Below are 21918 nucleotides of genomic sequence, written 5' to 3' on the forward strand. Positions count from 1 at the left end.
ATTTCTACTTTATTGGCTGTTTCTTTTTATTAAAATAAAAGTTGTGTGTGTAAAAAAGATATAGCTGATTCCAAGTGACAATTTCGTATAGATTTTTATGGTATTCGTAGTGAAAAAACGAGAACCAAAAAGTTGATCCGACTTTGTTGCTTGGATTCTTTTTTGTCCGCATATTTAGAGGTATTTTTTCCTTTTTTTGTTCGTGCTGTAAGGTTAAGGCAAGACAAGTTAGTTGGGAAAAAGGAAAGAAATGTTTATACTTAAAGAATAACAGAAAGGAAGGTCGCATGAATAATTTTATACAAACATTAAGTGAAAGAAAAGGCGAGTTGCTGGAAGCTGCATTTCAACATCTGTCCATTTCTCTCATTTCTTTGCTGATTGCAGCACTGATTGCTATTCCTTTAGCGATTTGGGCAGCCAATCATAAAAAAATGGCAGAAGTCTTATTACAGATCACGGGTGTGCTCCAAACGATTCCTTCACTTGCCTTATTAGGTTTACTTATCCCATTTGTAGGGATCGGAACTGTTCCAGCATTGATTGCACTTGTTATTTACGCTTTGCTTCCGATTTTCCAAAACACGTATATTGGTCTAGCTGAAATTGACCCGTCTATTGAAGAAGCAGCGGTAGCATTTGGTATGTCCAGAATGAGACGCTTGCTGAAAGTAGAGCTTCCAATCGCATTACCTGTCATTATCTCAGGTATCCGAACTGCCTTAGTTTTAATCATCGGTACGGCTACTTTGGCAGCATTGATCGGAGCAGGTGGATTAGGGACATTTATTTTGTTAGGTATTGACCGAAATACACCTGTTTTGACATTGATTGGTGCGATCAGTTCTGCCTTGCTTGCCATTATATTCAGCGGACTGATTCGCTGGTTGCAGCATAAGAAACCTCGATATTCCATCATTACTTTAGCAGCAGTGGTGTGTTTATTTGGTGGCGTTTCTTTATATCAGTCTGCCTTGTTTAAAAATGAAACCATCACGATTGCTGGAAAATTAGGAGCGGAACCTGAAATCCTGATCCAAATGTATAAAGAATTGATTGAAGACAACACAAAAACAGAAGTTGAATTAAAACCGAATTTTGGCAAGACGAGTTTTTTGTTCAATGCACTGGATCAAGGTCAAATCGATATCTATCCTGAGTTCACAGGTACTGTCCTAGAAAGCTTGGTGAAGGTACCTGAAGCAATGAAAAGTGCTGATTTGACAAAAGAAAAAACATATGACGAAGCAGAAGAATTATTGAATAAACAATTCGATATGACATTATTAAAACCAATGGCTTACCAAAATACGTATGCCTTGGCAGTCAAGAGATCTTTTGCGAACGAACATCAACTTAAAAAGATTTCCGATTTGGCAGCTATCTCTGATCAGATCAAAGCGGGATTCACACTGGAATTTATTGATCGTTCAGATGGATATAAAGGAATCCAAGAAGCATATGGCTTGAATTTTTCAAGTGTACAAAGCATGGAGCCAAGTTTGCGTTACCAAGCAATCAATAATGGAGATGTCAATATTGTGGATGCCTATTCCACAGATAGCCAGCTCAAGGAGTACGATCTAGTGACTCTAGAAGATGATCGAGGGTTATTCCCAGCTTATCAAGGCGCACCGTTGATGAAAAAAGATTTTGCTAAAGAACATCCTGAAATCGTTAAAGCACTGAATAAATTAAGCGGAAAAATAACAGAGGATCAAATGATTGATATGAATTACCAAGTCAATGTCGAAAAGAAAAAGCCGACAGAAGTAGCACGAATCTTCCTGAAAAATGAAGGATTAGTAAAGGAGGAAGATCAGTGACTAAATTAATCGAGTTCAAACATGTGCAAAAAAAGTATGATGGAAAGTATGTCATCGATGACCTAAATCTGGCAATCAAAAAAGGAGAAATCTTTGTTTTGGTTGGTCCTTCCGGTAGTGGAAAAACAACTACTTTGAAAATGATCAATGGATTATCTAAACCATCAGCAGGAGACATCTACTTCAAAGGAAAATCGTTAAATGAATATAATCTGCAGAAAATGCGGTGGAATATGGGATATGTGCTACAGCAAATCGCTTTGTTCCCGACCATGACAGTCAAGCAAAATATTGAAGTCATCCCTGAAATGTTAGGTTGGGAAAAGCAGAAAAGAGCAGACCGTGTAGATGAACTTCTTCAAAAAGTTGGCTTATCTCCTGATATTTATCGAGATCGTATGCCTAGAGAGTTGTCTGGAGGAGAACAGCAACGGATCGGGATCATCCGAGCTATTGCTGCAAGCCCAGATGTGATTTTGATGGACGAGCCATTTAGCGCATTAGATCCGATTTCAAGAAACTCATTACAAGAATTGGTTTTGTCCTTACACGAAGAATTGGGCACGACCATCGTTTTCGTTACGCACAATATGGAAGAAGCAATCAAGCTAGGTGATCGTATTGCATTTATGAAGGATGGAGAAATTATCCAATGTGACACACCAGAGCAGTTATTGATGAATCCTAAAAACGACTACGTTCGGCATTTCTTTGATGAACCGAAACAGACGAAAGAGTGGCGAGTAGAAGATTTAGTCGTCAATGGATATTTCTTAAATGAAATACCAGAAAATGCTCGTCAACAAGTTTGCTTTGATACGCCTATGAAAGAAGTATATTCGCTTCTTTCGGTGTATCCAAGCATTGTGATAGTAGAAAAGCAAAGAAGTATTGGGTCGCTGACAAGTAAAGAAATCTTTGCTTTTTTAAGTCGAGAGGAGGAAGGAAATGAAAACATATGATGCAATCGTCATCGGTTCAGGTGTGAGCGGCTTAAGTGCTGCTTATGGATTGAAAGAAGCAGGTAAAACAGTACTAGTGGTCGAAGAAGATCTATGGGGCGGGACTTGTCCTAACCGTGGATGTGATCCTAAAAAAGTCTTGTTAAGTGCAGTAGAGGCACGTAATCGGGTAAAACAATTGAGTGGAAAAGGTTTTAACGAGATCCCTACTGCCAACTGGGAAGAACTTCAAAAATTCAAACGAACATTTACGGATCCAGTCCCAGAAAGCCGAAAAAAACAATTAGCAGAAGCTGAAATCGATCATCTTTCAGGAACCGCTCGTTTTTTGGATGATTCATCTATTGAAGTCAACGAAGAAGTCTTCCATGCGGATTACTTTGTTTTGGCAACCGGGCAAAGACCTGCGATCTTACCAGTGGAGGGAAAGGAATACTTGAAAACTAGTGCAGACTTTTTATCATTGCCTGTACTGCCTAAAGAAATCATTTTTATCGGTGGTGGTTATATTGCTTTTGAGCTAGCTACGATTGCCAATGCTGCAGGGAGCAAAGTAACCATTGTCCATCATAATCAACGGCCATTAAAAGAATTTGAGGCGTCTTTGGTAGAGGAAGCCGTCCATCAAATGGAAGCATCTGGCATTCAGTTTGCTTTTGATGTTGAAACCCAAAAGATCATTTCAGAAGGTACTCGCTATCGTTTAGTCGGAAAAGAGACGGAATTAGTAGCAGATATGATTTTTTGTGCGACTGGGAGACAGCCGAATACAGAATCTTTAGCACTTGAACAAGCGAATGTCGTCTTTGATAAACACGGAATTGCAGTCAATGATTATCTGCAAACGAGCAATCCAAAAATTTTTGCGTGTGGAGATATTGTTTCAAGGAAAACCCCCAAATTGACACCAGTCGCCACTTTTGAAGGAAATTATGTAGCTAAGCGGATAACGGATGCAACAAGCGAACCTATCAAATATCCGATTATACCTACGATCGTCTACGCCAGTCCTAAACTTGCTGAAGTAGGAGTTACAAAAAGTCACGCCTCTTCGTCAGATCAAGTGGTAGAGATGGATCTTACCAGTTGGTTCACCTATCATCGTGTCAATGAACCAGTTGCTAAGGCTGAATTGACCTTTGACCAGCAAAATTATTTGATTGGTGCTGCAGTGATTAGCGAGCAAGCAGACGAATTGATCGATGATTTGACACTAGTCATCAATCAAAAATTGACTAAAAAAGAGTTGGATAGCTATATCATGGGTTATCCGACATTGGCAAGTGATCTCTCCTATTTATTGAAATAATCAGCATGATAACTAAAGCGCTTGTTGCTTTTTCCTTCTTGTGCTACACTTTAAAAAATGAATACCTGTTTCTGGGGATGTCGTAGACGACATGAGAGTAAGTTGTGAACTTAGACCCATTGAACCTGTCAGTTAATACTGGTGAAGGGAGAAACATAGCAGACGCTTGAAGCGGGTTACTATGTCGTGCCCATTTCAAGCGTTTTTTGTTATTCATATTAGAAGAAAGGAGGTAACAAAATGAAGAAAAATCTTTATCCAGCAGTCAGTATGGCATTCATTTTAATTATTTGGCAGATTGTTGTCATAGTTTGGAAAATACCTGCCTTTATTTTACCCGGACCTGCTGCTGTATTTTCTGCATTAGCGGCAGATGCACAAGTATTACTTTCCCATTCTGTCACGACATTAAATGAAGCAGTGCTTGGTTTGGTAATAGCTAGCGTTCTTTCTTTTATTACTGCCTTGGCAATGGATTATTGGAAGTTTTTAGAAATGTCTTTTTATCCGTTACTAGTGATTTCACAAATGTTGCCAATCATGGTGTTAGGGCCATTACTTACCCTATGGTTTGGTTTCGGTATGCTTCCAAAAGTGATCCTTGTTGTCTTGATAAGCTATTTTCCGATCGTAGTTTCTTTTTCGGATACATTGAGGAAAGTATCAAAAGAGCAAATCATCTTTTTGAAAACGATGGGGGCAGATACAGGGAAGATTTATCGAATATATAAAATACCAGCGGGTTTATCCGGCTTCTTTTCCGGTTTAAAAGTGGCTGCTACTTATTGTGTCAGCGGAGCAGTCGTTGGAGAATGGCTAAGCGCTCAAGCAGGCTTAGGGTATTACATGATACGCGTAAAAAACAGCTACCAGATCGATAAAGTTTTTGCTGCGATCATTTGTGTCATTCTATTGAGTTTATTGCTGAATGGCGCTTGTTCATTATTGAAAAAAGGGTATTATCGTATGCTTTATATTTTTTAAGAGAAGGGGATCAAATGAAAAAATTATGGCTTTTATTACCGCTACTGTTGCTTTTATCCGCTTGTGGCACTGCAAAAGAAACAAGTAGCAAACAAGAAACAAAGGATTTGAAAAAAGTGACACTTGTTTTGGATTATGTACCGAATACTAATCATACTGGCATCTACCTAGCAAAAGAAAAAGGCTATTATAAAGAGGCTGGTTTAAATGTCCAAATCATCGAACCAGGAGATAATTCGACAAGTATTGGTCTAGTAGGTGCGGACAAAGCACAATTTGGTGTAAGTTATCAAGAAGATGTCACTTATGCTCACGCAGATGGACAGAATATACCAGTCAAAGCAATTGCTACAGTGATCAAACATAATACTTCTGGATTCGCCACCCTATCAGACAGTAACATCCATTCACCAAAAGATTTTGAAGGAAAAACATATGCAGGTTGGCAAAGTCCAAGTGAAGAAGCTGTCTTAAAAGCTGTGATGGAAAAAGACGGCGGGGACTTTTCAAAACTGACAATGGTAGGAAGCAATGGAGAAGGGCCAGAAAGCTTAGGAAAATCCTCAGATATCCAATGGTACTTTGAAGGTTGGGATATGATCAAAGCAAAAGAAGCGGGTATTGAACTAAACTATATCCCATTGAAAGAATTAGATGAACGGTTAGATTACTATACTCCGGTAATTATTACGAATGATCAACTGATCAAAAGTGATCCAGAATTGGTACAGTCTTTTATGGATGCCACGAAAAAAGGCTATCAGGAAGCTATTAAGGATCCAAATGACAGTGCTAAACTGTTGCAAAAATATGCAAAAGAAAATGATCGGACGTTTTTAGAAGAATCACAAGCATTCTTGTCAAAAAATTATACGGATGATCCTGAGAATTGGGGATTGATGGAAGAAAAAGTTTGGCGCAATTATACAGCTTTTATGCAGGAAAACGGATTGATCAAGCAAGATGTACCTTCGCAAGAACTATTCACTAATCAGTTTATAAAATAGGAGTGATAGATATGTCAATCCAAATCAGCCACTTGAATGTAGTCATTGAAAACCTGAAAATATTAGAAGACATCCATTTCACTATCCCTAAAGATACCTTTACATCGATTGTCGCGCCAAGCGGAGCCGGTAAGTCAACATTGCTGAAAACTTTAACAGGAGTCCAGCCTATGACTTCTGGAACGATCAAAGTAGACGATCAAAAAGTAACTGGTCTCCATACAGCATTTAGTTATATGCCGCAAGAAGATATGTTACTTCCTTGGCTGAGCGTCTATCAAAACGTTACGTTATATCAAAAAATCAATCATCTAACAATCAATGAAGAACAAGTAAGGGATTATCTGGATATCTTTGGGTTAAACGGCTATGAACATTTTTTGCCGGAACAATTATCTGGCGGGATGAAGCAGCGAACGGCCTTGTTACGAACAATCATGAATCCTTCTTCTTACTTGCTTCTTGATGAACCATTTGGAGCGTTAGATGCTATGACCAGAGGGCAGATGCAAGACTGGATGTTGAAGCTGCCTAAAAAAGCAAAGCGGACTACTTTACTTGTGACGCATGATATCGAAGAAGCAATTTATTTATCAGACAGGATTCTTGTGCTTTCCGCCCGTCCGGCACATGTGATTGCTGAGATTCAAGTGCCTGAAAAACGACGGTCACGTGAATGGCTACTGCAGCAATCAGAGTTGAAGCAAACGATTTATCAGTTATTGGCAGGTGAATTAGATGTTAAGTGATGCTCATTGTCATTTAGATGGGAGTCAGAGTTTAGCACTCCTTCAGCAGGAACACACGATTTTGTCGATCATCAATTGTGATTCGCCAGAAGAATGGAAGGAAAACAGACAGCTTGCAGCAAGTAAGACTCAAGCCTTAAGTTACGGTATCCATCCTTGGAAAGCAGATAGCTATACGTTTGAACAAGTTGAGCCTTTTTTGAAAAAAGCAAGGATCATCGGTGAAATAGGGTTAGATAATATTTGGACGAATGTACCGATGACTACACAAAAAAAAGTATTTGAGCGACAGCTTGCTTTTGCAGCCATAAATGAGAAACCTGTTGTACTGCATACAAAAGGATGCGAAAAAGAGATCTTAAGCTATATCCAAGCTAACCCTAATCACTATTTGATTCATTGGTATTCTTCTTTGGACTATCAACAAGACTATATTGATTTAGGCTGTTATTTCAGCATTGGTCTTGATTTGAAAAAGAACCCAGCAGTCTGGCAACTAGCTAAAACAGTCCCAATCGACCACTTACTTATTGAAACGGATGGACTACATGCAGCAGAGTGGGCTTTAGGGGGGATTTTTTCAGAAAAAGATTATGTCTCACTGCTTGAAGAACAGTTAAAGACAATCGCTGAGATCAAAGAGCTATCAGTTGAAGAAGTTAAGAAAAATACTTATCAAAACTTGGAACGTTTCATTAGATTAGGTAAATAAAAAGGAGGTGTGACACTAGTTGTGTCACACCTCTTTTTGGCTTTCTTTGTATAAAAGTAAACCGTTCGATTAATAAATGAATCTTAGTACCAACCGTTTGCTTCCCAGAATGCTTTCGCCGCTTCCCAAGAACCATAACGTGAAGTAACATATTGTTCTGCTACTCTTTCTTGGTTTGCAGCAGAGTAGTCACCATTTAAGTAAGAAGAATCTAATTGGTAACGGCCGATGTAACGTCCGTTCGTTGCTGTGTAAGAACCGCTTGATTCTTTTTGTGCGATCCATTCTTTTGCAGAGCTTGTGCTTGCTGGAGTAGCAGCAGTTTCTGTTACAGCAGGAGCAGGTTGTGTTTCAGCAACAGGCGCTGCTTGTGTTTCCGTTTGAACCGTTTCTTGTACAACAGGTTGTTCAGCTTGGACTGGTGCTTCTTGAACGGCTGCTTGAGGTTCAGCAGCTGCTTGTGCAGAGCCTTCTGTTGGGATTGTTAATTGTTGTCCTGAGTAGATCAGGTTAATATCAGAAATTGAATTTGATTCTGCAATGGCATTGATCAAGGAGTTATCACCAACGTATTTTTGAGAAATCGTTGATAGAGTATCACCTGATTGAACGGTATAAGCTTCGTCCGCATGAGTAGTCGTTCCCATGAAGAATGCAGCGCCGGCAGCCAAAGTTGTTCCAAAAAGTAAAGTTTTAAGTGATGTCATGAAAAATCTCCTTTATTCGTTAAAAAGTTTTATTTGTTGTGTTCAACGAGGAATACTTTAACACGTGAAAATATTTCATAGGTAAAAGAAGCATGACAATTTATGACAAATCCACGTTTTTTGTAATAAATACAGTAATCTATGAAATGAAAAGGGTTACGTTTAATAAAACTTGCTTTTTTGTTTTTGTTCACCATAAATATTTATTTAAGAAAGTATTAACCTGCATTTTTCTCTATAAAAAAGATTTTTTAAATACGCCGTTTGTATAATTAAGCGAGACAAATAAAAAAGCCATTTATGTTACACTCAAATTGTAATACCCGCTAAAGCATACAAGGAGAGTGAACATAAATGACTTATACCCATCTTACACCAAACGAGCTTGTAATGATAGAAGCATATTTTCATCAAGAAACTCCGGTTGCTATCGTTGCGAAGCAGCTTAAACGTGGACGCCAAACAATTTACAATGTCTATAACTTTCTCAAATGTGGTGGAACAGCACTTGAATACTTTGAACAATACAAAGAAAATAAGCGACGTTGTGGGAGAACCGAAATCATTTTTCCTGCTGAGGAAAAAGAATACATTGAAAAAAGATCAACTGAAGGTTGGACCCCAGACGTCATTATTGGCCGTGCAGAGCGAACCTTCTCTTGTTCAGTAAGTACCCTCTATCGCCGGTTTAAGACGGGAGAATTCAATGTTTTACATTTACCGATGCAAGGAAAACGAAAACCAAATGGTTATAAGGAAAAACGTGGAAAACAGGCATTCAAAAGAAATATTTCTGAACGTAAAAAAGATTATGTCGTTTTCGAAGAAGAATTTGGACATTTAGAGGGTGATACGATTGACGGCATCCACCATAAAAGTGCCGTCATCACACTCGTTGAGCGACTTTCAAAAGCCATTATCGCCTTGAAACCAGAAGGCCGTAAGGCAGTTGATATTGAAAATTCGATTAATGAATGGCTTCAATCCGTACCCAAAAATCTTTTCAAATCAATTACCTTTGATTGTGGAAAAGAATTCTCTAATTGGAAAAGTATTAGTAATACGAATGATATTGATATTTATTTCGCAGACCCAGGAACGCCTTCCCAACGGGGATTAAATGAACATTCAAACGGACTCCTCCGAAAAGATGGACTACCAAAAGAAATGGAATTCAACCAAGTCAATCAAGGATTCATCTCATCCGTTGCGTCCAAAAGAAACCATATCCCTAGAAAATCACTAAATTACCAAACACCATTAGAAGTTTTTTTGAGTTACGTAAATGGAAAGTTTTGTCTCGCTTAATTTGACAAATAATAATAGATAAAAAAGGAGGATTAAATGAGTATTTGATAGTATTTATATTAAAATTACATATGTAATTTAAAAACGCTTGACATTGTGTTTGAGATCACTTACTTTTAGTATGTAAAAGTATTGGATTAAGGAGCTATGCAAATGAAAAAGAAATTTATTACTGGTGGGATTGTCGTTGCATTTCTATGTCTAATTGGCTACACAGGCACGCGGTACGCAAATGAAATTATTTTGTGGGGTGGAGAGACAGATATTGATACAATCAATGAGAATCTGACACAGCTTGATCATACATTGACAGATAAAGAGCAAGCGATTACAGATCTTACCGCTCGACTAGCACAAAAAGAACAGACATTGCAAGATTCAAAGGCAGATGTCCAAGAATACCAAACAAAAGTAAATGAATTAGAAAACCAAAAAAATCAATCGGCAGCAGAAAAACAAAACTTAGAAAGTCAATTAGTCAGCAAGGATGCACAACTACAAAGCAAACAAAATGAAATCAATGTCAAACTAGATGAGATCAACCAAAAAAATGATGAAATCAATCATCTGAATGCAGATTGGACAGCAAGACTACAAGAAGCACAAGCAAAACTTTCAGAATTACAAAATACTGTAAATGGTTTGAACCAACAAATCGCAACACTTACACAAGAAAAAACAAATGTAGAAACTCAGTTAACAGATACACAAAAGAAATTAGACGAAGCAACTGGTGAAAACTCAAGCTTGAAACAATATATTCAAAAGTTAGAAAAAGCAAAAGATGAAGTGGAAGATACAGCTGATAAATCTCAGCAAATTGTTGAAGAACATTTGCGTAAATAATCTTTCTTAACAAGTAAACCTAAATTAGTAAAGAAGCAACAGTAATCTATACTGCTGCCTCTTTTTTTTAGTACATGTCCTTCATCTTCGCAGGAAGTGCCAATATGATTTTAAGAAAGGTAATAGACAAAAAGTCAACAAGATAAAACAGAGTTTCTTCTTTACAAAGGGAATGTATGTTCGTATAATGGTATTGAGGTGAAGGTTATGGAGAAAAAATATGGAACAGTAGATAAGATCCGTACTTTGCAAGTCAGTGCCAGACCGTTGATCCGTTTCAGTTTAAATGGGGTCAATTGTTTGATTGCTTCCCATAGTTTGAACTTCCTAGCTGAAGTAGACGAAGGGATGAAGTTAGTCGTTACAGGTTATTATAATAATAGAAAGCAATTTGTTGTGAGATCCTATCATGTGTTAGGGAAACCCAAAATTGTGGTAGAATATGAGAAAAGTCTATACCCAAGAAAAAAGGTCCGACAAGATGAAAGAATAAACTAGAAAACAAGCGGCTGAGACAAAAATGTCCTAGCCGCTTGTTTTGGAAAGATGGATGCAGACGATGGGATTTGAACCCACACGAGCATACGCTCACAAGAACCTCAATCTATATACAACTACATGTATTTAAGTATTTGTGATGAATCACTAAACTTTACAAACTCATTTGAGGGATATTGCTTAAAGATTGAACAGATCAATTCGAAGCCCTATTAGTATTCGCTCAATGGGGGGGATCAGAGGCCATAAAAAGAGACTAGTCATTACTAGTCGCAGGTAGTGGAATTGTAGGATTTTAAACGTTCCTGGAGAGTACCGGTATGTAACTCGAAGAGGTGATTATCATAGTCGTAAAAGTAAATTGAAGAAGCCTCGCCTTTCACACGAGAACGTCCTGGTTCGACAGTTAAACCTAACATTTGGATTTTTGAGACAAACGAATCTATATCTTGTTCGTCAATTTTAAAAGCAATATGATTGTATGTCTTTGGCAGTTTATTCGACGAATTCTGCATTACTGCAATCCATAGGTCCTTAACTAAGAAAAATTTTTCTGGATATAATGAAAATTTTTTTTGTTGACTATCGTAGATTTCTTTTGCATCAAATAAGGTATTTAACAATTAAGTATTTAAAAGATAACTTTTAAGTTATCTTTAAGTAATGCTTAAAGCTATGTTATACTCTATTAGGAAATATAAGAAGGAGTATAAAAATGAACAAACATAATAGAAAAATAACGAATAACAAAGAACTGATCTTGTTACTAATAGGGATTTGGGGTATCTTTTTACTCTTTAATATGTATATGCCGACTATGAGAGCGGATGACGTAGTTTATGCAAGTAGATTAGATGAACTTGGCTATTTGGGTGCTTCGATAGAACATTATAAGACATGGAGTTCAAGAATTATTATAGAACTATTCTTAATGTTCTTTTCTAAACACTTTATGCTATGGAAATTATTAAATTCTACGATTATGTTAGGAATTGTAGTATTACTTTGCAAGTATGTTTTTGAGAAAATAAATGTTAAAAATTTATTATTGGTTTGCTCTATATACTGTTTAATACCATTGACAGTAATGGGGGAAACCGGTTGGAGAGCAACCACCTTGAACTATCAGTGGCCAGTAGCATTTAGTTTACTAACTTTTTATCCGTTTTTTCAACTCTTAAGAGGAGAAGAAATAAATAGAAAAATATATTGGGTAAGTATTCCTTTATTGATATTTTTAACTAATCAAGAACAAGTCAACGCCTGTTTTTTTGTTCTAACAAGTATAGTTAGTTTATATTTGATTGTCAATGGACGATATAATTATAAGTTATCAGTATTTTCAATAATAAGCTTAGCAGAATTAATTTTCTCTTTGACAACTCCAGGGAATGCATTACGTGCTGCACATGAAATTAATAAATGGTTTCCTGAATATAAAAATTTCAACTTTCTTAATAAGTTAGATTTAGGTATTTCATCATTTGGAAAGCCGTTTTTTTTAGACATGAATATCTTATTTTTATTGCTATTTTTCTTAATTTTCCTTCTAACATATAGGAAATGTCAAAACTATTATGTGCGTATATTGACTGCATTACCGTTTTTCTTAAACCTGATTATTTATTTTGGTAATACAATGGGTCAAAGCTTTACTTACGTCAATGGAAATAAAAGGGCAATGATTTGGAGTAGTAGTAACCTGAATAATCTCTTTACAGAGTTAGGAACGAAACTGTCACTTTTTTATCCAGGTACTTGGTTAGCTACTTTAATAGTCTTGGCATTATTACTATGTTTAATTGTTGGAATTTATTTAAGTTTTGACAATAAGAAAACTTCTATTTTTTTAGTTATTTTGATGATAATGGGATTTTGTTCAAGGTTAATTATGGGATTTTCTCCCACAGTATGGGCTTCAGGAATGCGGACGTACTATATACTTTATGTTGTTATCGCCATCTTAGTACTAATGGCAGTTAAAGAGCTAATGAAAAGCATGAGTGTACAAAAAAATGAATTTATGCAATTTGGATTAACCGTGCTTGGTATTTGTACCTTTATAATAACGGTGATAAACAGATAATATACAAAAAATCCCTCGCTCTAGTATTAGGTGAGGGATTTTACTCGTTTTTCGATTAATTGTTTTAACACTTGCAAGTTTCTACGAGTAGCTTGTTTCCGACCTTCATATACTCACCTCAGGCTGTTTACATGATTGTACGTTCTTTTTGTAAAGGATACAGTGATATGTATATAATGGCATAAAGAAACGTTCAAACAAAAAAACTCGTGAAGCAAAATTAACTTCACGAGTTGTAGTGCAGATGATGGGACTCGAACCCACACGAGCTAACGCTCACATGACCCTCAATCATGCTTGTCTGCCAATTCCAACACATCTGCGTAATAATAACACAATAATGATAGCGAGGTTTTACATAGTTGTCAAGCTCAAAAATGGGAGGACTTATTAAGATGGAGAAATATGACGGAGAATTTTCAGGACTGGGAATGATCTTAGGTGTATTGATTGGACTTGCATTCGGACGTTTTTTGCTTGGTTTTATGCTAGGAATCATTTGTGGAATTGCAATGGATTGGGCAGCGAATCTATGGAATGACTATCATGACAATTAAGTTCTTAACGCTTGTTTGTGTTTTTTTAATACTTACGTTTTTCCTAAATAAGTGGCAAAATTTTCTAGGATGGAGTATGATATTGAAATAGTAAATAACAAAAAATTTGGAAAGTTCTAACTTTTTGAAATGAGGGATTGGCTAAGTGATGAGAGAATTTGAAAAATCCAACAAATTAGAAGGTGTCAGTTACGATGTTCGCGGTCCCGTTCTAGAAGAAGCGGAGCGGATGCAAGAAGAGGGCATTAGTATTTTAAAATTGAACACGGGAAATCCCGCACCTTTTGGATTTGAAGCACCAAACGAAGTCATTCGTGATTTGATCATGAATGCCCGTGACTCAGAAGGCTACTCAGATTCCAAGGGGATCTTTTCTGCTAGAAAAGCAATTGAGCAATATTGCCAACTGAAACATTTTCCGAATGTGACGATCAATGATATCTACACCGGCAACGGAGTGAGCGAATTGATCACGATGTGTATGCAGGGGTTGCTGGACAATGGAGATGAAGTACTGGTTCCAATGCCGGACTATCCGTTGTGGACGGCTTCTATTGCATTAGCTGGAGGCACACCTGTTCATTATATTTGCGATGAAGAGGCAGAATGGTATCCTGATATTGATGATATCAAATCAAAAATAACGAGTCGGACAAAAGCTATTGTTATCATTAATCCTAATAATCCTACTGGGGCACTTTATCCAAAAGAATTATTAGAAGAAATCGTTGAAGTAGCTCGACAAAACAACCTGATTATTTATTCCGACGAAATCTATGATCGCTTAGTGATGGATGGTCTAGAACATATTCCGATTGCTACATTAGCGCCTGATTTGTTCGTTGTTACGCTGAATGGTCTATCCAAATCTCATCGTGTAGCAGGATTTCGAGTAGGCTGGATGGTCCTAAGTGGAGATAAGTCACACGTCAAAGGCTATATAGAAGGGCTGAATATGTTGTCCTCCATGCGTTTGTGTTCCAATGTATTGTCTCAGCAAATTATCCAAACCGCGCTAGGCGGTTATCAAAGTGTCGATGAGCTGCTCCTGCCAGGCGGAAGGATCTATGAACAAAGAGAATATATCTATAATGCAATCAATGATATTCCTGGTCTTTCAGCCGTAAAACCAAAAGCTGCTTTTTATATATTCCCAAAAATTGATACAAAGCGATTCAATATTTTGGATGATGAAAAATTCGTTTTGGACTTTTTACATGAACATCATATTCTACTTGTACATGGTGGTGGATTTAATTGGAACCAGCCAGATCATTTTCGAATCGTTTATCTTCCTAAAATGGATGATTTGAAACAAACAGCTAAGAAAATGAGAGAATTCCTAGCAACCTATCGCCAAAAATGATTTTAAAAACCAAATTTTTCAGTAGGAGGGCCACAGACAAACACACTGAGGCTCTCTTTCTAGTGGAGTTTTCTTAAATAACTAAAGTATATTATTTAGTTGCAAGTCTTTTCTTGAAGTTTGCGACTTCCTAAAGTAAAATACGAATAGAATGCGAATACGCATATTTTGGGGAGGATACTTATGGAAACGTTAATCGAGTCCTTTGGAACGATCATTAAAGAGATTCGAAAAGAACAAAAAATGACGCAAAAAATGCTTTCGCAAGATATTTGTTCACAAAGTGTATTAAGTCGGATCGAAAATAATGAGGAACTGCCGAATGTATTGGTGATGATGCAGATTTGTCAACGGCTAGGGGTAACGATTGATCATGTGATGAATCTCTCTCGAAAAACTACTCGGACAAACGATAAATTATTTGAACTGTTGGATAGTTGTTTCCAAAAACGTGATTACCGGAAGTTAGAACAAGTACTAAAATCTTCTGATATTTCTGAAAATCTGTATCAAGCAACTGACTTTCAACGCTATTATTATTATCTCGGTGTTTGCGAATTCACGTTGCGTCAAAATATCTCTCAGTCCCTTTATTATTTGAAAGAAGCATTGAGTTACTCTAGCCAAAAAGAAAGAATCCATGTTTCTGACACAGAAATACAACTGATTAGTTGTATCGGAAAAATATATGGTGTGGCAGGAAAAACGGCTGAAGCACGCTACTATTTGAGTCGAAGCATCCAACTGCTGCATCAATCAGCTGATGAACGATCAAAAAGTGAATTTTCGCAAATTTTTTATAATTATGGAAATTTCTTATTCCATCAAAATGAAATTGACGAAGCACTAGAGCAAGTGAACCAAGGAATCTATTGGGCTCAAGAGAAAAATAGTTACTATTATCTCAATGATTTATTTGTGCTTAAGAGCTTGATATACAAGCGTAAAGAAGAACCAGAAAGAGCAGCATTTTATGAAGGATTGGCACAAGCTGTGAAACAAATTTCAAAAAATCTATAAATGGTGTAGACCATTCTTGACTTCTTCTCTAAATAAGAGTACTTTAGAGGTAGAAAAACAAAGGGAGAGAATAGAATGAGAACTTTTATCTATGCTGACAAATTCTTTTTAGCGTCAGGTGTCAAACATGCAGGCTATCTTGAAATTACCGATGGACTTTTTGGTGAATACACGAAAGAACTACCTGAGGGAGAAGTCAACATTATTGACCAAAGTGGCAAATGGATTGCTCCTGGTTTGGTAGATACACATATTCACGGCTATATGAATCATGATGTAATGGACAACGATGCAGAAGGTATCAAAGTGATGTCTGAAGGTCTATTATCTTGTGGAGTGACTTCATTTTTACCAACAACATTGACGTCAAGCAAAGAACGTTTAAAAGATGTAGCTGAGACAATCGGCAAAATGTATCAGGAAGCACCAGGAGCTAAAATCAAAGGAATCTATTTTGAAGGTCCTTTCTTCACAGAAGAACACAAAGGGGCACAAAACCCAAGTTATTTCGGGGATCCTGATTTGGATACTTTCCATGAATGGCAAGAAGCTTCAGGCGGTTTGATCAAAAAGATTGCTTTAGCACCAGAACGTCAAGGTGTGGAAGAGTTTGTCAAACAAGTGACTGAAGAAGGAGTAGTTGTTTCTCTAGGACACAGTAATGCTACACTAGAAGAAGCGCAAAAAGCTGTTGAAGCAGGCGCAAGTGTATTTGTCCATGCTTTCAATGGTATGCGTGGATTGAATCATCGCGAACCAGGTATGGTGGGTGCGTTATTATCTTTAGAACATGTCTTTTCTGAATTGATTTGTGATGGCCATCATGTACATCCAAATGCTGCGGGAATCCTAATGGAAAAAGCAGGACATGATCATGTCGCATTAATTACAGACTGTATGATGGCCGGTGGGATGCCTGATGGAAATTACAATTTAGGCGAATTTCCAGTAGTAGTAAAAGAAGGAACAGCACGTCTAGAATCTGGCAACTTAGCTGGAAGTATCTTGAAATTGAAAGAAGCAATTAAAAATGTTGTAGACTGGGGATTAGCAACACCAGAACAAGCAGTCATGATGGCTAGTCTGATTCCAGCAATCAGCTGTAAAATCGATGATACATGTGGAAAAATCGCTCAAGGACGCGATGCAGACTTTATCGTATTGAACCCTGATATGACATTGGAAGCAACTTATCTAGATGGCGTGGAACGTTTCCACGCATAATATAATTTAAGTTAACCTTAAAACTAAACTTCTTAAGTTTGGTTTTAAGGTTTTTTTGTGTTCTAGTAAAAATCACTTTACATAAGTTTCAAAAGTTTCTTTAATTTCCTATTGTTCAATAAGTAACAATGTAAAGATAAAATTAAAAATGTTAATACGTATTAGCAAAATAAAAGCGTTTTTTTTATTGTGAATAAATGAACATAATTAGGAGGAGAAAGATGAACTTATTTGACATTTTTCGATCGACTTTGACAGATATGTCGATTGTCAGTGCAATCACTTCAACAGTTTTTATTATATTATTAGGGTTTGTTTGTAGAAAAAAGGGGATTTTTTCTGAATCTGTTGGAAAAATTCTATCGAAAGTCGTCTTAACAGTGGCTTTGCCAGCACTGGCATTTCGAGCTTTCATGCAAGATATCAATACAGAATTACTGATGCAAGGAATCAATGTCTTGATTTGGGGATTAGTTATTTATATTATTCTTATTCTAGTTTCAAAACCTTTTTTCTTAAGCTATAAAGGGGATAAGCAAACAACGTTGCGTGTCCTGACGATCTTTGGTTCTACGACCTTTTTCGGAACGCCTATCGTCAGTGCGATTTATGGTCCTGTCGGCGTGATGTATTCCTCAATTTTCAATATTGGCTACCGAATCTTTTTGTATTCTTATGGATACATAAAAATGAGTGGCTTGAAGATGGAAGCTAAAAATATCAAAGCGATGTTCGTCAATCCAATCATTATCGCTACTTTTGCCGGCCTTTTCATTTGGCTGTTCCAAGGGTATCTGCCACAAGTGTCAGTTACAGGTGCAGAAGGAGAGATAAGCCAAGTAGCGTTTTTGCGAATTGACCAGACTGCACCGTGGCTATTTCAGCCGATGGATTATTTAGCTGGTTTAAGTTCACCATTGGCGTGGCTAGCAATCGGCGCAACATTAGGTGAAGTAAGCTTCAAAAAAGCTGCATCTGAAAAAACTTCATGGTATTACAGTCTAGTCAAAGTGGTATTTGTACCTGCATTGAATATCGTGATTCTAGCAGTTTTGACGGCAACGAATATTCTACCAGTCAATTTTGAAGCACTGGCAACAATCGTTATCATGATGGCTACACCAGCTGCAACAGTGGCAGCAGCCTATGCTATCAGTTTTGATAGGGAGGCACTTTTAGCCTCCAATGCATCCTTACTGTCAACTATTTTTGCTGTGGTACTGACACCTGTATGGATCGTTGTATTACAAATGATTCATGGCATAGGTTTATTTTCATAAGAAATGGAGGAAGAAAGTATGAGAATCGCATGTTACGGTGTTCGTCCGAACGAGATAGATTTTTTTGAAAAATTGAATATTTACCATTATGATCTCAGTCTTTATGAAGAACTGTTGACACATGACAATATCGTGTCAGCAAAGGACCATGATGCTGTATTGTTGAGGGGAAATTGTATAGCAGATGAGACCAATCTTGCAAAAATGCAGGAATATGGGATTCGTTATGTTTTTACACGGACTGTGGGAGTCAATCATATCGATCTACAAGCGGCAGCTGATTTTGGTATGACAGTAGCCCGTGTACCATCGTATTCGCCAAATGCGATAGCAGAGTTATCTTTGACTTTTGCCATGATGCTTTTGAGAAATACTGCGTATACGACGATCCGAACATCTTTCAAAGATTTTCGAGTGGATGAGCAAATGTTTAGTCGTGAAATCAGAAATTGCACAGTAGGGATCATAGGAACAGGCAGGATAGGGTTGACGGAAGCTGTTTTGTTTAAGGGACTAGGAGCCAAAGTGATCGGCTACGATATTCATCAGACAGAAGCTGCTAAAAAAGTATTGACGTTCCACTCGCTTGAAGAGTTATTAGCCAAAAGCGATATTGTCAGTATTCATGTACCTCATATCCCAGGTGAAAACGATCAAATGATCAATGAAGGATTTTTAGCTCAAATGAAAAAAGGCAGCATCTTGATTAATACAGCCCGTGGAGAGCTTCAAGATAATGAAGCTATTTTAAGAGCTTTGAAAAGCAATCATTTAGCTGGTTTTGCAACCGATGTTTTTGCAAATGAAACAGAGGTTTTTTTCCGATCCTTCAAGCCATGGGAGACGATTCCAGACCCTGCTATCCAGCAATTAGTAGAAATGTACCCTAGAGTTCTTGTAACCCCGCATGTAGGTTCAAATACAGATGAGGCATTATCAAATATGATTTCGACAAGTTTCGAGAACTTTCGTGAAATAATAGAAACTGGAAAAACGAAAAATGAGGTATCTCTTCCTAAAGCCCGTCAATTAAGATAAGAAAACATGGATATTCGTCAATAAAATGTTTAAAAATAGTCCAAGTAAACAGTTGTTACTTCTGTATACTTGGACTATTTTGTATGGGATAATTCGATGACTCAACAGTAATCTGTGAGCTTTTTCCGTCCATTATTTGTCAATTCATAACAGGTTAGCGGCCGGCCGATTTCCAAATATTTGATTCTTTCGTTCAATATATCTTGTTCTACTAAAAAATTCAAATATTTCTTGACGGATATACGTGACAGTGAGCTTTTTTGAGCCAGTTCTTTTGTTGAAAAAATAGTATCTTCTTTTAGAATAAATGCACTTATTTTTTTTAAAGTCAGTTTTGACAGACCTTTAGGCAAATCGATGAATGATGGTATTTCGTGAATGGGAGTGGTGTGGTTGAATACTTGATCGATCAATTTCTGATCGGCTTTTTCAGTCGTTTGGATTGTCTGAGAGAAAGCAAGATACTTTTCGATCGCCAGCTGAAAACGTTGCAAAGTGAACGGTTTGATCAAATAATCTAAGGCACCGTAGCGGATCACATTCTTTATGGTTTCGATATCATCTGCAGCAGTGATCAAAATCACTGGGATATCATTTCCTTGCTGTCTAAGCCAAGATAAAAAATGGATACCACTTTCGCCAGGCATGTATACATCAAGCAGCAGCAGATCTGCGTTTTTTTGTCTGAAATATTTTTTTCCTTCTTCTACATTTCTGAAACTTTCGATTACGTTCATATTAGGGATGCTTTCCACAAAAGTACGATTCAATTCTGCAACCATTGGATCATCTTCGATTATCAGGACATTTGTCATCATTTTGATCTTCCTTTTTTGGTAATTCTAGATAGACGATTGTACCGCCATTTGTTTGTTTGGAAAATTCTAAAAATCCACCGTGGCGTTTGACGATTGAATGGATGAGATTCAACCCAAACCCACGATTGATTCCCTTCGTCGAAAAACCTAGCGTAAATATTTTTTCTGAGATTTCTTCTGATATCCCGACACCGTCATCGCAGACGGTCACGATGAATACTTCAGCTTCTGTGTCATAGTTTAAATGAATCCGGACCTGTCCGTTTCTTTCATGTTTTTGTAGCACGGCTTCTTTTGCATTATCAAGTAAGTTCCCTAACACTTGCAAAAGTGAATGGATGGAGTCATCCATCTCCATTTTAGGGATAAAAGAATCGCTTTCTAACAGCATTTCAACAGATTGTTCTTTGGCTTCGTTTATTTTGCCTAATAAAAAACCGGCAATTGCAGGTACTTTGATCAGACTTGAGACTTGGCCAATCTCTTTTTTATAATTTTGATTTAGCTGCTGGATAAAATGGGTGACTTCTTCATACTTCTTCAAATCAATCAAACCAGAAATGACATGAAGTTTATTCATGAATTCATGGGTTTGAGCTCTCATGGAGTTTATATATTGTTTCGTCCCCCCAAGCTCCTCCATTAATTTCATTACTTCTGATCGATTTCGTAAAGTTGCGACTGCTCCTAAAAACCGGTCATTGCTAAAAAGAGGTGTAACGCTAGAAATAGTTTCTATCCCATTTAAATACATGGATTGAGTGCGAACGGTCGTTTGATGCTCAATCGTCTCTTTAAACAAAACGTCATATAGATTATCACTGATTTTTTTTCCTACTTCGAAATCCAATAGCTGCTCTGTTTGGTAGAAAATGTTTTTTGCAGGTGTATTGATCAAGAGGATAGTTTTATCAGAAGAGATGGCTAAGATTCCTTCATCTACTTCATTTTCGATAATCGTTTTTTCACTTAACTGTTCTGCTATTTCTTGTGGTTCAAGTCCAAGCAGTACTTTTTTCATTTTTTGGGCAAGAAAAACGGCGCCTATGATGCCTACGCTAAGTCCGATAATCAATGAAAAAACAATCATTTTTTGTCCATCTTTGACTTGATTGTCAATCGTGTTGTTTGTTAAGCCAACACAAACTGCACCAATAATCTCTTGATCATAATAAATAGGGACGAAATAGCGGAAGCCGAACCCTAACATTCCTTCTTTTTCAGAGAAAAATTCTTGTCCTCCAATCACTTTTTTCACATCTTCATGACTTGAGAAAGGAAGACCGATGTAACTTGGGTCTGCGTGAGAATATCGAATGCCTTCAGGGTCCATGACAACGATAAAATCTAAATTCGATGCAATCATGATTTCATTTGTTATTCCTTGAATCGCATGTGTCGGGTCACCAGTCTGCAGCTTTTTTTGGATGAGTTTATCATTGGCAACGATTTTAGCAATGCTAGAGATTTTATCTGACACACTAGATCGGTTCATCGAAAGAATAAAATTCCTGATCAATATGGCAGAAACAATCAAAGAAACGAATGTGGAGAAACAAACGACAAGGATGATCGTGTTCTGGAGCTTTAATGGTTTTTTCTTAAAAAAAGGAAACATAGG

Annotated in this window: 21 protein-coding genes, 1 tRNA gene and 1 riboswitch; of the genes, 17 read left to right on the plus strand and 5 right to left on the minus strand. The window is 37.1% G+C overall.

The window, feature by feature from the left end; all coding sequences use genetic code 11:
- Nucleotides 1-287: 287 nt before the first annotated feature.
- From IGL15_RS06005 to IGL15_RS06035, 7 genes are all read left to right on the plus strand, one after another.
- The gene (locus IGL15_RS06005) at nucleotides 288-1826 is read left to right on the plus strand and encodes an ABC transporter permease/substrate-binding protein (RefSeq protein WP_002289765.1); all 1539 of its coding nucleotides are present in this window, start codon (nucleotides 288-290) and stop codon (nucleotides 1824-1826) included.
- Nucleotides 1823-2788, plus strand: coding sequence for an ABC transporter ATP-binding protein (locus tag IGL15_RS06010; protein WP_002289763.1), 966 nt, complete (start codon nucleotides 1823-1825; stop codon nucleotides 2786-2788). Before IGL15_RS06005 ends, IGL15_RS06010 begins: the two co-directional genes overlap by 4 nt.
- On the plus strand, nucleotides 2775-4097 hold the full coding sequence (locus IGL15_RS06015; RefSeq protein WP_086300128.1) for a dihydrolipoyl dehydrogenase family protein: 1323 nt from the start codon (nucleotides 2775-2777) through the stop codon (nucleotides 4095-4097). Before IGL15_RS06010 ends, IGL15_RS06015 begins: the two co-directional genes overlap by 14 nt.
- 62 nt (nucleotides 4098-4159) lie before the next feature.
- Nucleotides 4160-4264, plus strand: a riboswitch (TPP riboswitch).
- 73 nt (nucleotides 4265-4337) lie between these two features.
- Nucleotides 4338-5081, plus strand: a complete 744-nt coding sequence (locus IGL15_RS06020; protein WP_002297003.1) for an ABC transporter permease — start codon at nucleotides 4338-4340, stop codon at nucleotides 5079-5081.
- 14 nt (nucleotides 5082-5095) lie between these two features.
- Nucleotides 5096-6088 carry an ABC transporter substrate-binding protein gene (locus IGL15_RS06025; protein WP_002339393.1) on the plus strand — a complete coding sequence of 331 codons (993 nt, stop codon included), beginning with the start codon at nucleotides 5096-5098 and terminating at the stop codon, nucleotides 6086-6088.
- Between the two features lie 11 nt (nucleotides 6089-6099).
- Entirely contained in the window at nucleotides 6100-6837 is a 738-nt protein-coding gene (locus tag IGL15_RS06030; protein WP_002297010.1) for an ABC transporter ATP-binding protein, read from the plus strand.
- Nucleotides 6827-7549, plus strand: coding sequence for a TatD family hydrolase (locus IGL15_RS06035; RefSeq protein ID WP_104765584.1), 723 nt, complete (start codon nucleotides 6827-6829; stop codon nucleotides 7547-7549). The genes IGL15_RS06030 and IGL15_RS06035 overlap by 11 nt, the downstream gene beginning before the upstream one ends.
- Nucleotides 7550-7632: 83 nt before the next feature.
- Here IGL15_RS06035 and IGL15_RS06040 read toward each other — a convergent pair whose 3' ends face one another.
- Complete coding sequence (locus tag IGL15_RS06040; RefSeq protein ID WP_104765540.1) at nucleotides 7633-8256, minus strand: LysM peptidoglycan-binding domain-containing protein; 624 nt, start codon at nucleotides 8254-8256, stop codon at nucleotides 7633-7635.
- A gap of 354 nt (nucleotides 8257-8610) precedes the next feature.
- On the opposite strand from IGL15_RS06040, the gene IGL15_RS06045 reads away from it, so the two are divergent.
- The 3 genes from IGL15_RS06045 to IGL15_RS06055 all read left to right on the plus strand — a co-directional run bounded on the left by IGL15_RS06045 (nucleotide 8611) and on the right by IGL15_RS06055 (nucleotide 10908).
- Nucleotides 8611-9564 (plus strand): IS30 family transposase, encoded by a 954-nt coding sequence (locus IGL15_RS06045; protein ID WP_438767043.1) that lies wholly within the window; start codon nucleotides 8611-8613, stop codon nucleotides 9562-9564.
- 153 nt (nucleotides 9565-9717) lie between these two features.
- Nucleotides 9718-10410, plus strand: coding sequence for a DNA-directed RNA polymerase subunit omega (locus tag IGL15_RS06050; RefSeq protein ID WP_104765600.1), 693 nt, complete (start codon nucleotides 9718-9720; stop codon nucleotides 10408-10410).
- Nucleotides 10411-10617: 207 nt separating this feature from the next.
- Nucleotides 10618-10908, plus strand: a complete 291-nt coding sequence (locus IGL15_RS06055; RefSeq protein WP_002295437.1) for a hypothetical protein — start codon at nucleotides 10618-10620, stop codon at nucleotides 10906-10908.
- Between the two features lie 266 nt (nucleotides 10909-11174).
- Here the strand turns inward: IGL15_RS06055 and fosX are convergent, their stop codons facing one another.
- Nucleotides 11175-11531, minus strand: a complete 357-nt coding sequence (gene fosX / locus IGL15_RS06060) for a FosX/FosE/FosI family fosfomycin resistance hydrolase (RefSeq protein ID WP_146089584.1) — start codon at nucleotides 11529-11531, stop codon at nucleotides 11175-11177.
- A gap of 92 nt (nucleotides 11532-11623) precedes the next feature.
- On the opposite strand from fosX, the gene IGL15_RS06065 reads away from it, so the two are divergent.
- On the plus strand, nucleotides 11624-12994 hold the full coding sequence (locus IGL15_RS06065; protein ID WP_104765662.1) for a DUF6056 family protein: 1371 nt from the start codon (nucleotides 11624-11626) through the stop codon (nucleotides 12992-12994).
- Nucleotides 12995-13233: 239 nt separating this feature from the next.
- On the opposite strand, the gene IGL15_RS06070 is transcribed toward IGL15_RS06065, so the two are convergent.
- Nucleotides 13234-13317, minus strand: a tRNA-Leu gene (locus IGL15_RS06070).
- Nucleotides 13318-13371: 54 nt separating this feature from the next.
- Here IGL15_RS06070 and IGL15_RS06075 point away from each other — a divergent pair.
- The 6 genes from IGL15_RS06075 (at nucleotide 13372) to IGL15_RS06100 (ending at nucleotide 19479) form a co-directional block, all read left to right on the plus strand.
- On the plus strand, nucleotides 13372-13551 hold the full coding sequence (locus IGL15_RS06075; RefSeq protein ID WP_002303756.1) for a hypothetical protein: 180 nt from the start codon (nucleotides 13372-13374) through the stop codon (nucleotides 13549-13551).
- Nucleotides 13552-13699: 148 nt separating this feature from the next.
- Nucleotides 13700-14917 carry a pyridoxal phosphate-dependent aminotransferase gene (locus IGL15_RS06080; protein WP_002303757.1) on the plus strand — a complete coding sequence of 406 codons (1218 nt, stop codon included), beginning with the start codon at nucleotides 13700-13702 and terminating at the stop codon, nucleotides 14915-14917.
- A gap of 183 nt (nucleotides 14918-15100) precedes the next feature.
- A complete protein-coding gene (locus IGL15_RS06085) occupies nucleotides 15101-15937 on the plus strand; it encodes a helix-turn-helix domain-containing protein (protein WP_002292704.1) in 837 nt (278 codons plus the stop codon).
- 75 nt (nucleotides 15938-16012) lie between these two features.
- Nucleotides 16013-17161 carry an N-acetylglucosamine-6-phosphate deacetylase gene (gene nagA, locus IGL15_RS06090; RefSeq protein WP_002289803.1) on the plus strand — a complete coding sequence of 383 codons (1149 nt, stop codon included), beginning with the start codon at nucleotides 16013-16015 and terminating at the stop codon, nucleotides 17159-17161.
- 278 nt (nucleotides 17162-17439) lie between these two features.
- The gene (locus IGL15_RS06095) at nucleotides 17440-18441 is read left to right on the plus strand and encodes an AEC family transporter (RefSeq protein ID WP_079291926.1); all 1002 of its coding nucleotides are present in this window, start codon (nucleotides 17440-17442) and stop codon (nucleotides 18439-18441) included.
- Nucleotides 18442-18459: 18 nt separating this feature from the next.
- Complete coding sequence (locus tag IGL15_RS06100; protein WP_002289800.1) at nucleotides 18460-19479, plus strand: 2-hydroxyacid dehydrogenase; 1020 nt, start codon at nucleotides 18460-18462, stop codon at nucleotides 19477-19479.
- A 101-nt stretch (nucleotides 19480-19580) separates the two neighbouring features.
- Here the strand turns inward: IGL15_RS06100 and IGL15_RS06105 are convergent, their stop codons facing one another.
- Entirely contained in the window at nucleotides 19581-20297 is a 717-nt protein-coding gene (locus tag IGL15_RS06105) for a response regulator (RefSeq protein ID WP_002324679.1), read from the minus strand.
- On the minus strand, nucleotides 20266-21915 hold the full coding sequence (locus IGL15_RS06110) for an ATP-binding protein (protein WP_002295446.1): 1650 nt from the start codon (nucleotides 21913-21915) through the stop codon (nucleotides 20266-20268). Before IGL15_RS06110 ends, IGL15_RS06105 begins: the two co-directional genes overlap by 32 nt.
- Nucleotides 21916-21918: the final 3 nt, after the last annotated feature.

Origin of the sequence: Enterococcus sp. DIV0436a, from assembly GCF_051711605.1 — a bacterium.
Lineage (GTDB): Bacteria > Bacillota > Bacilli > Lactobacillales > Enterococcaceae > Enterococcus_B > Enterococcus_B faecium.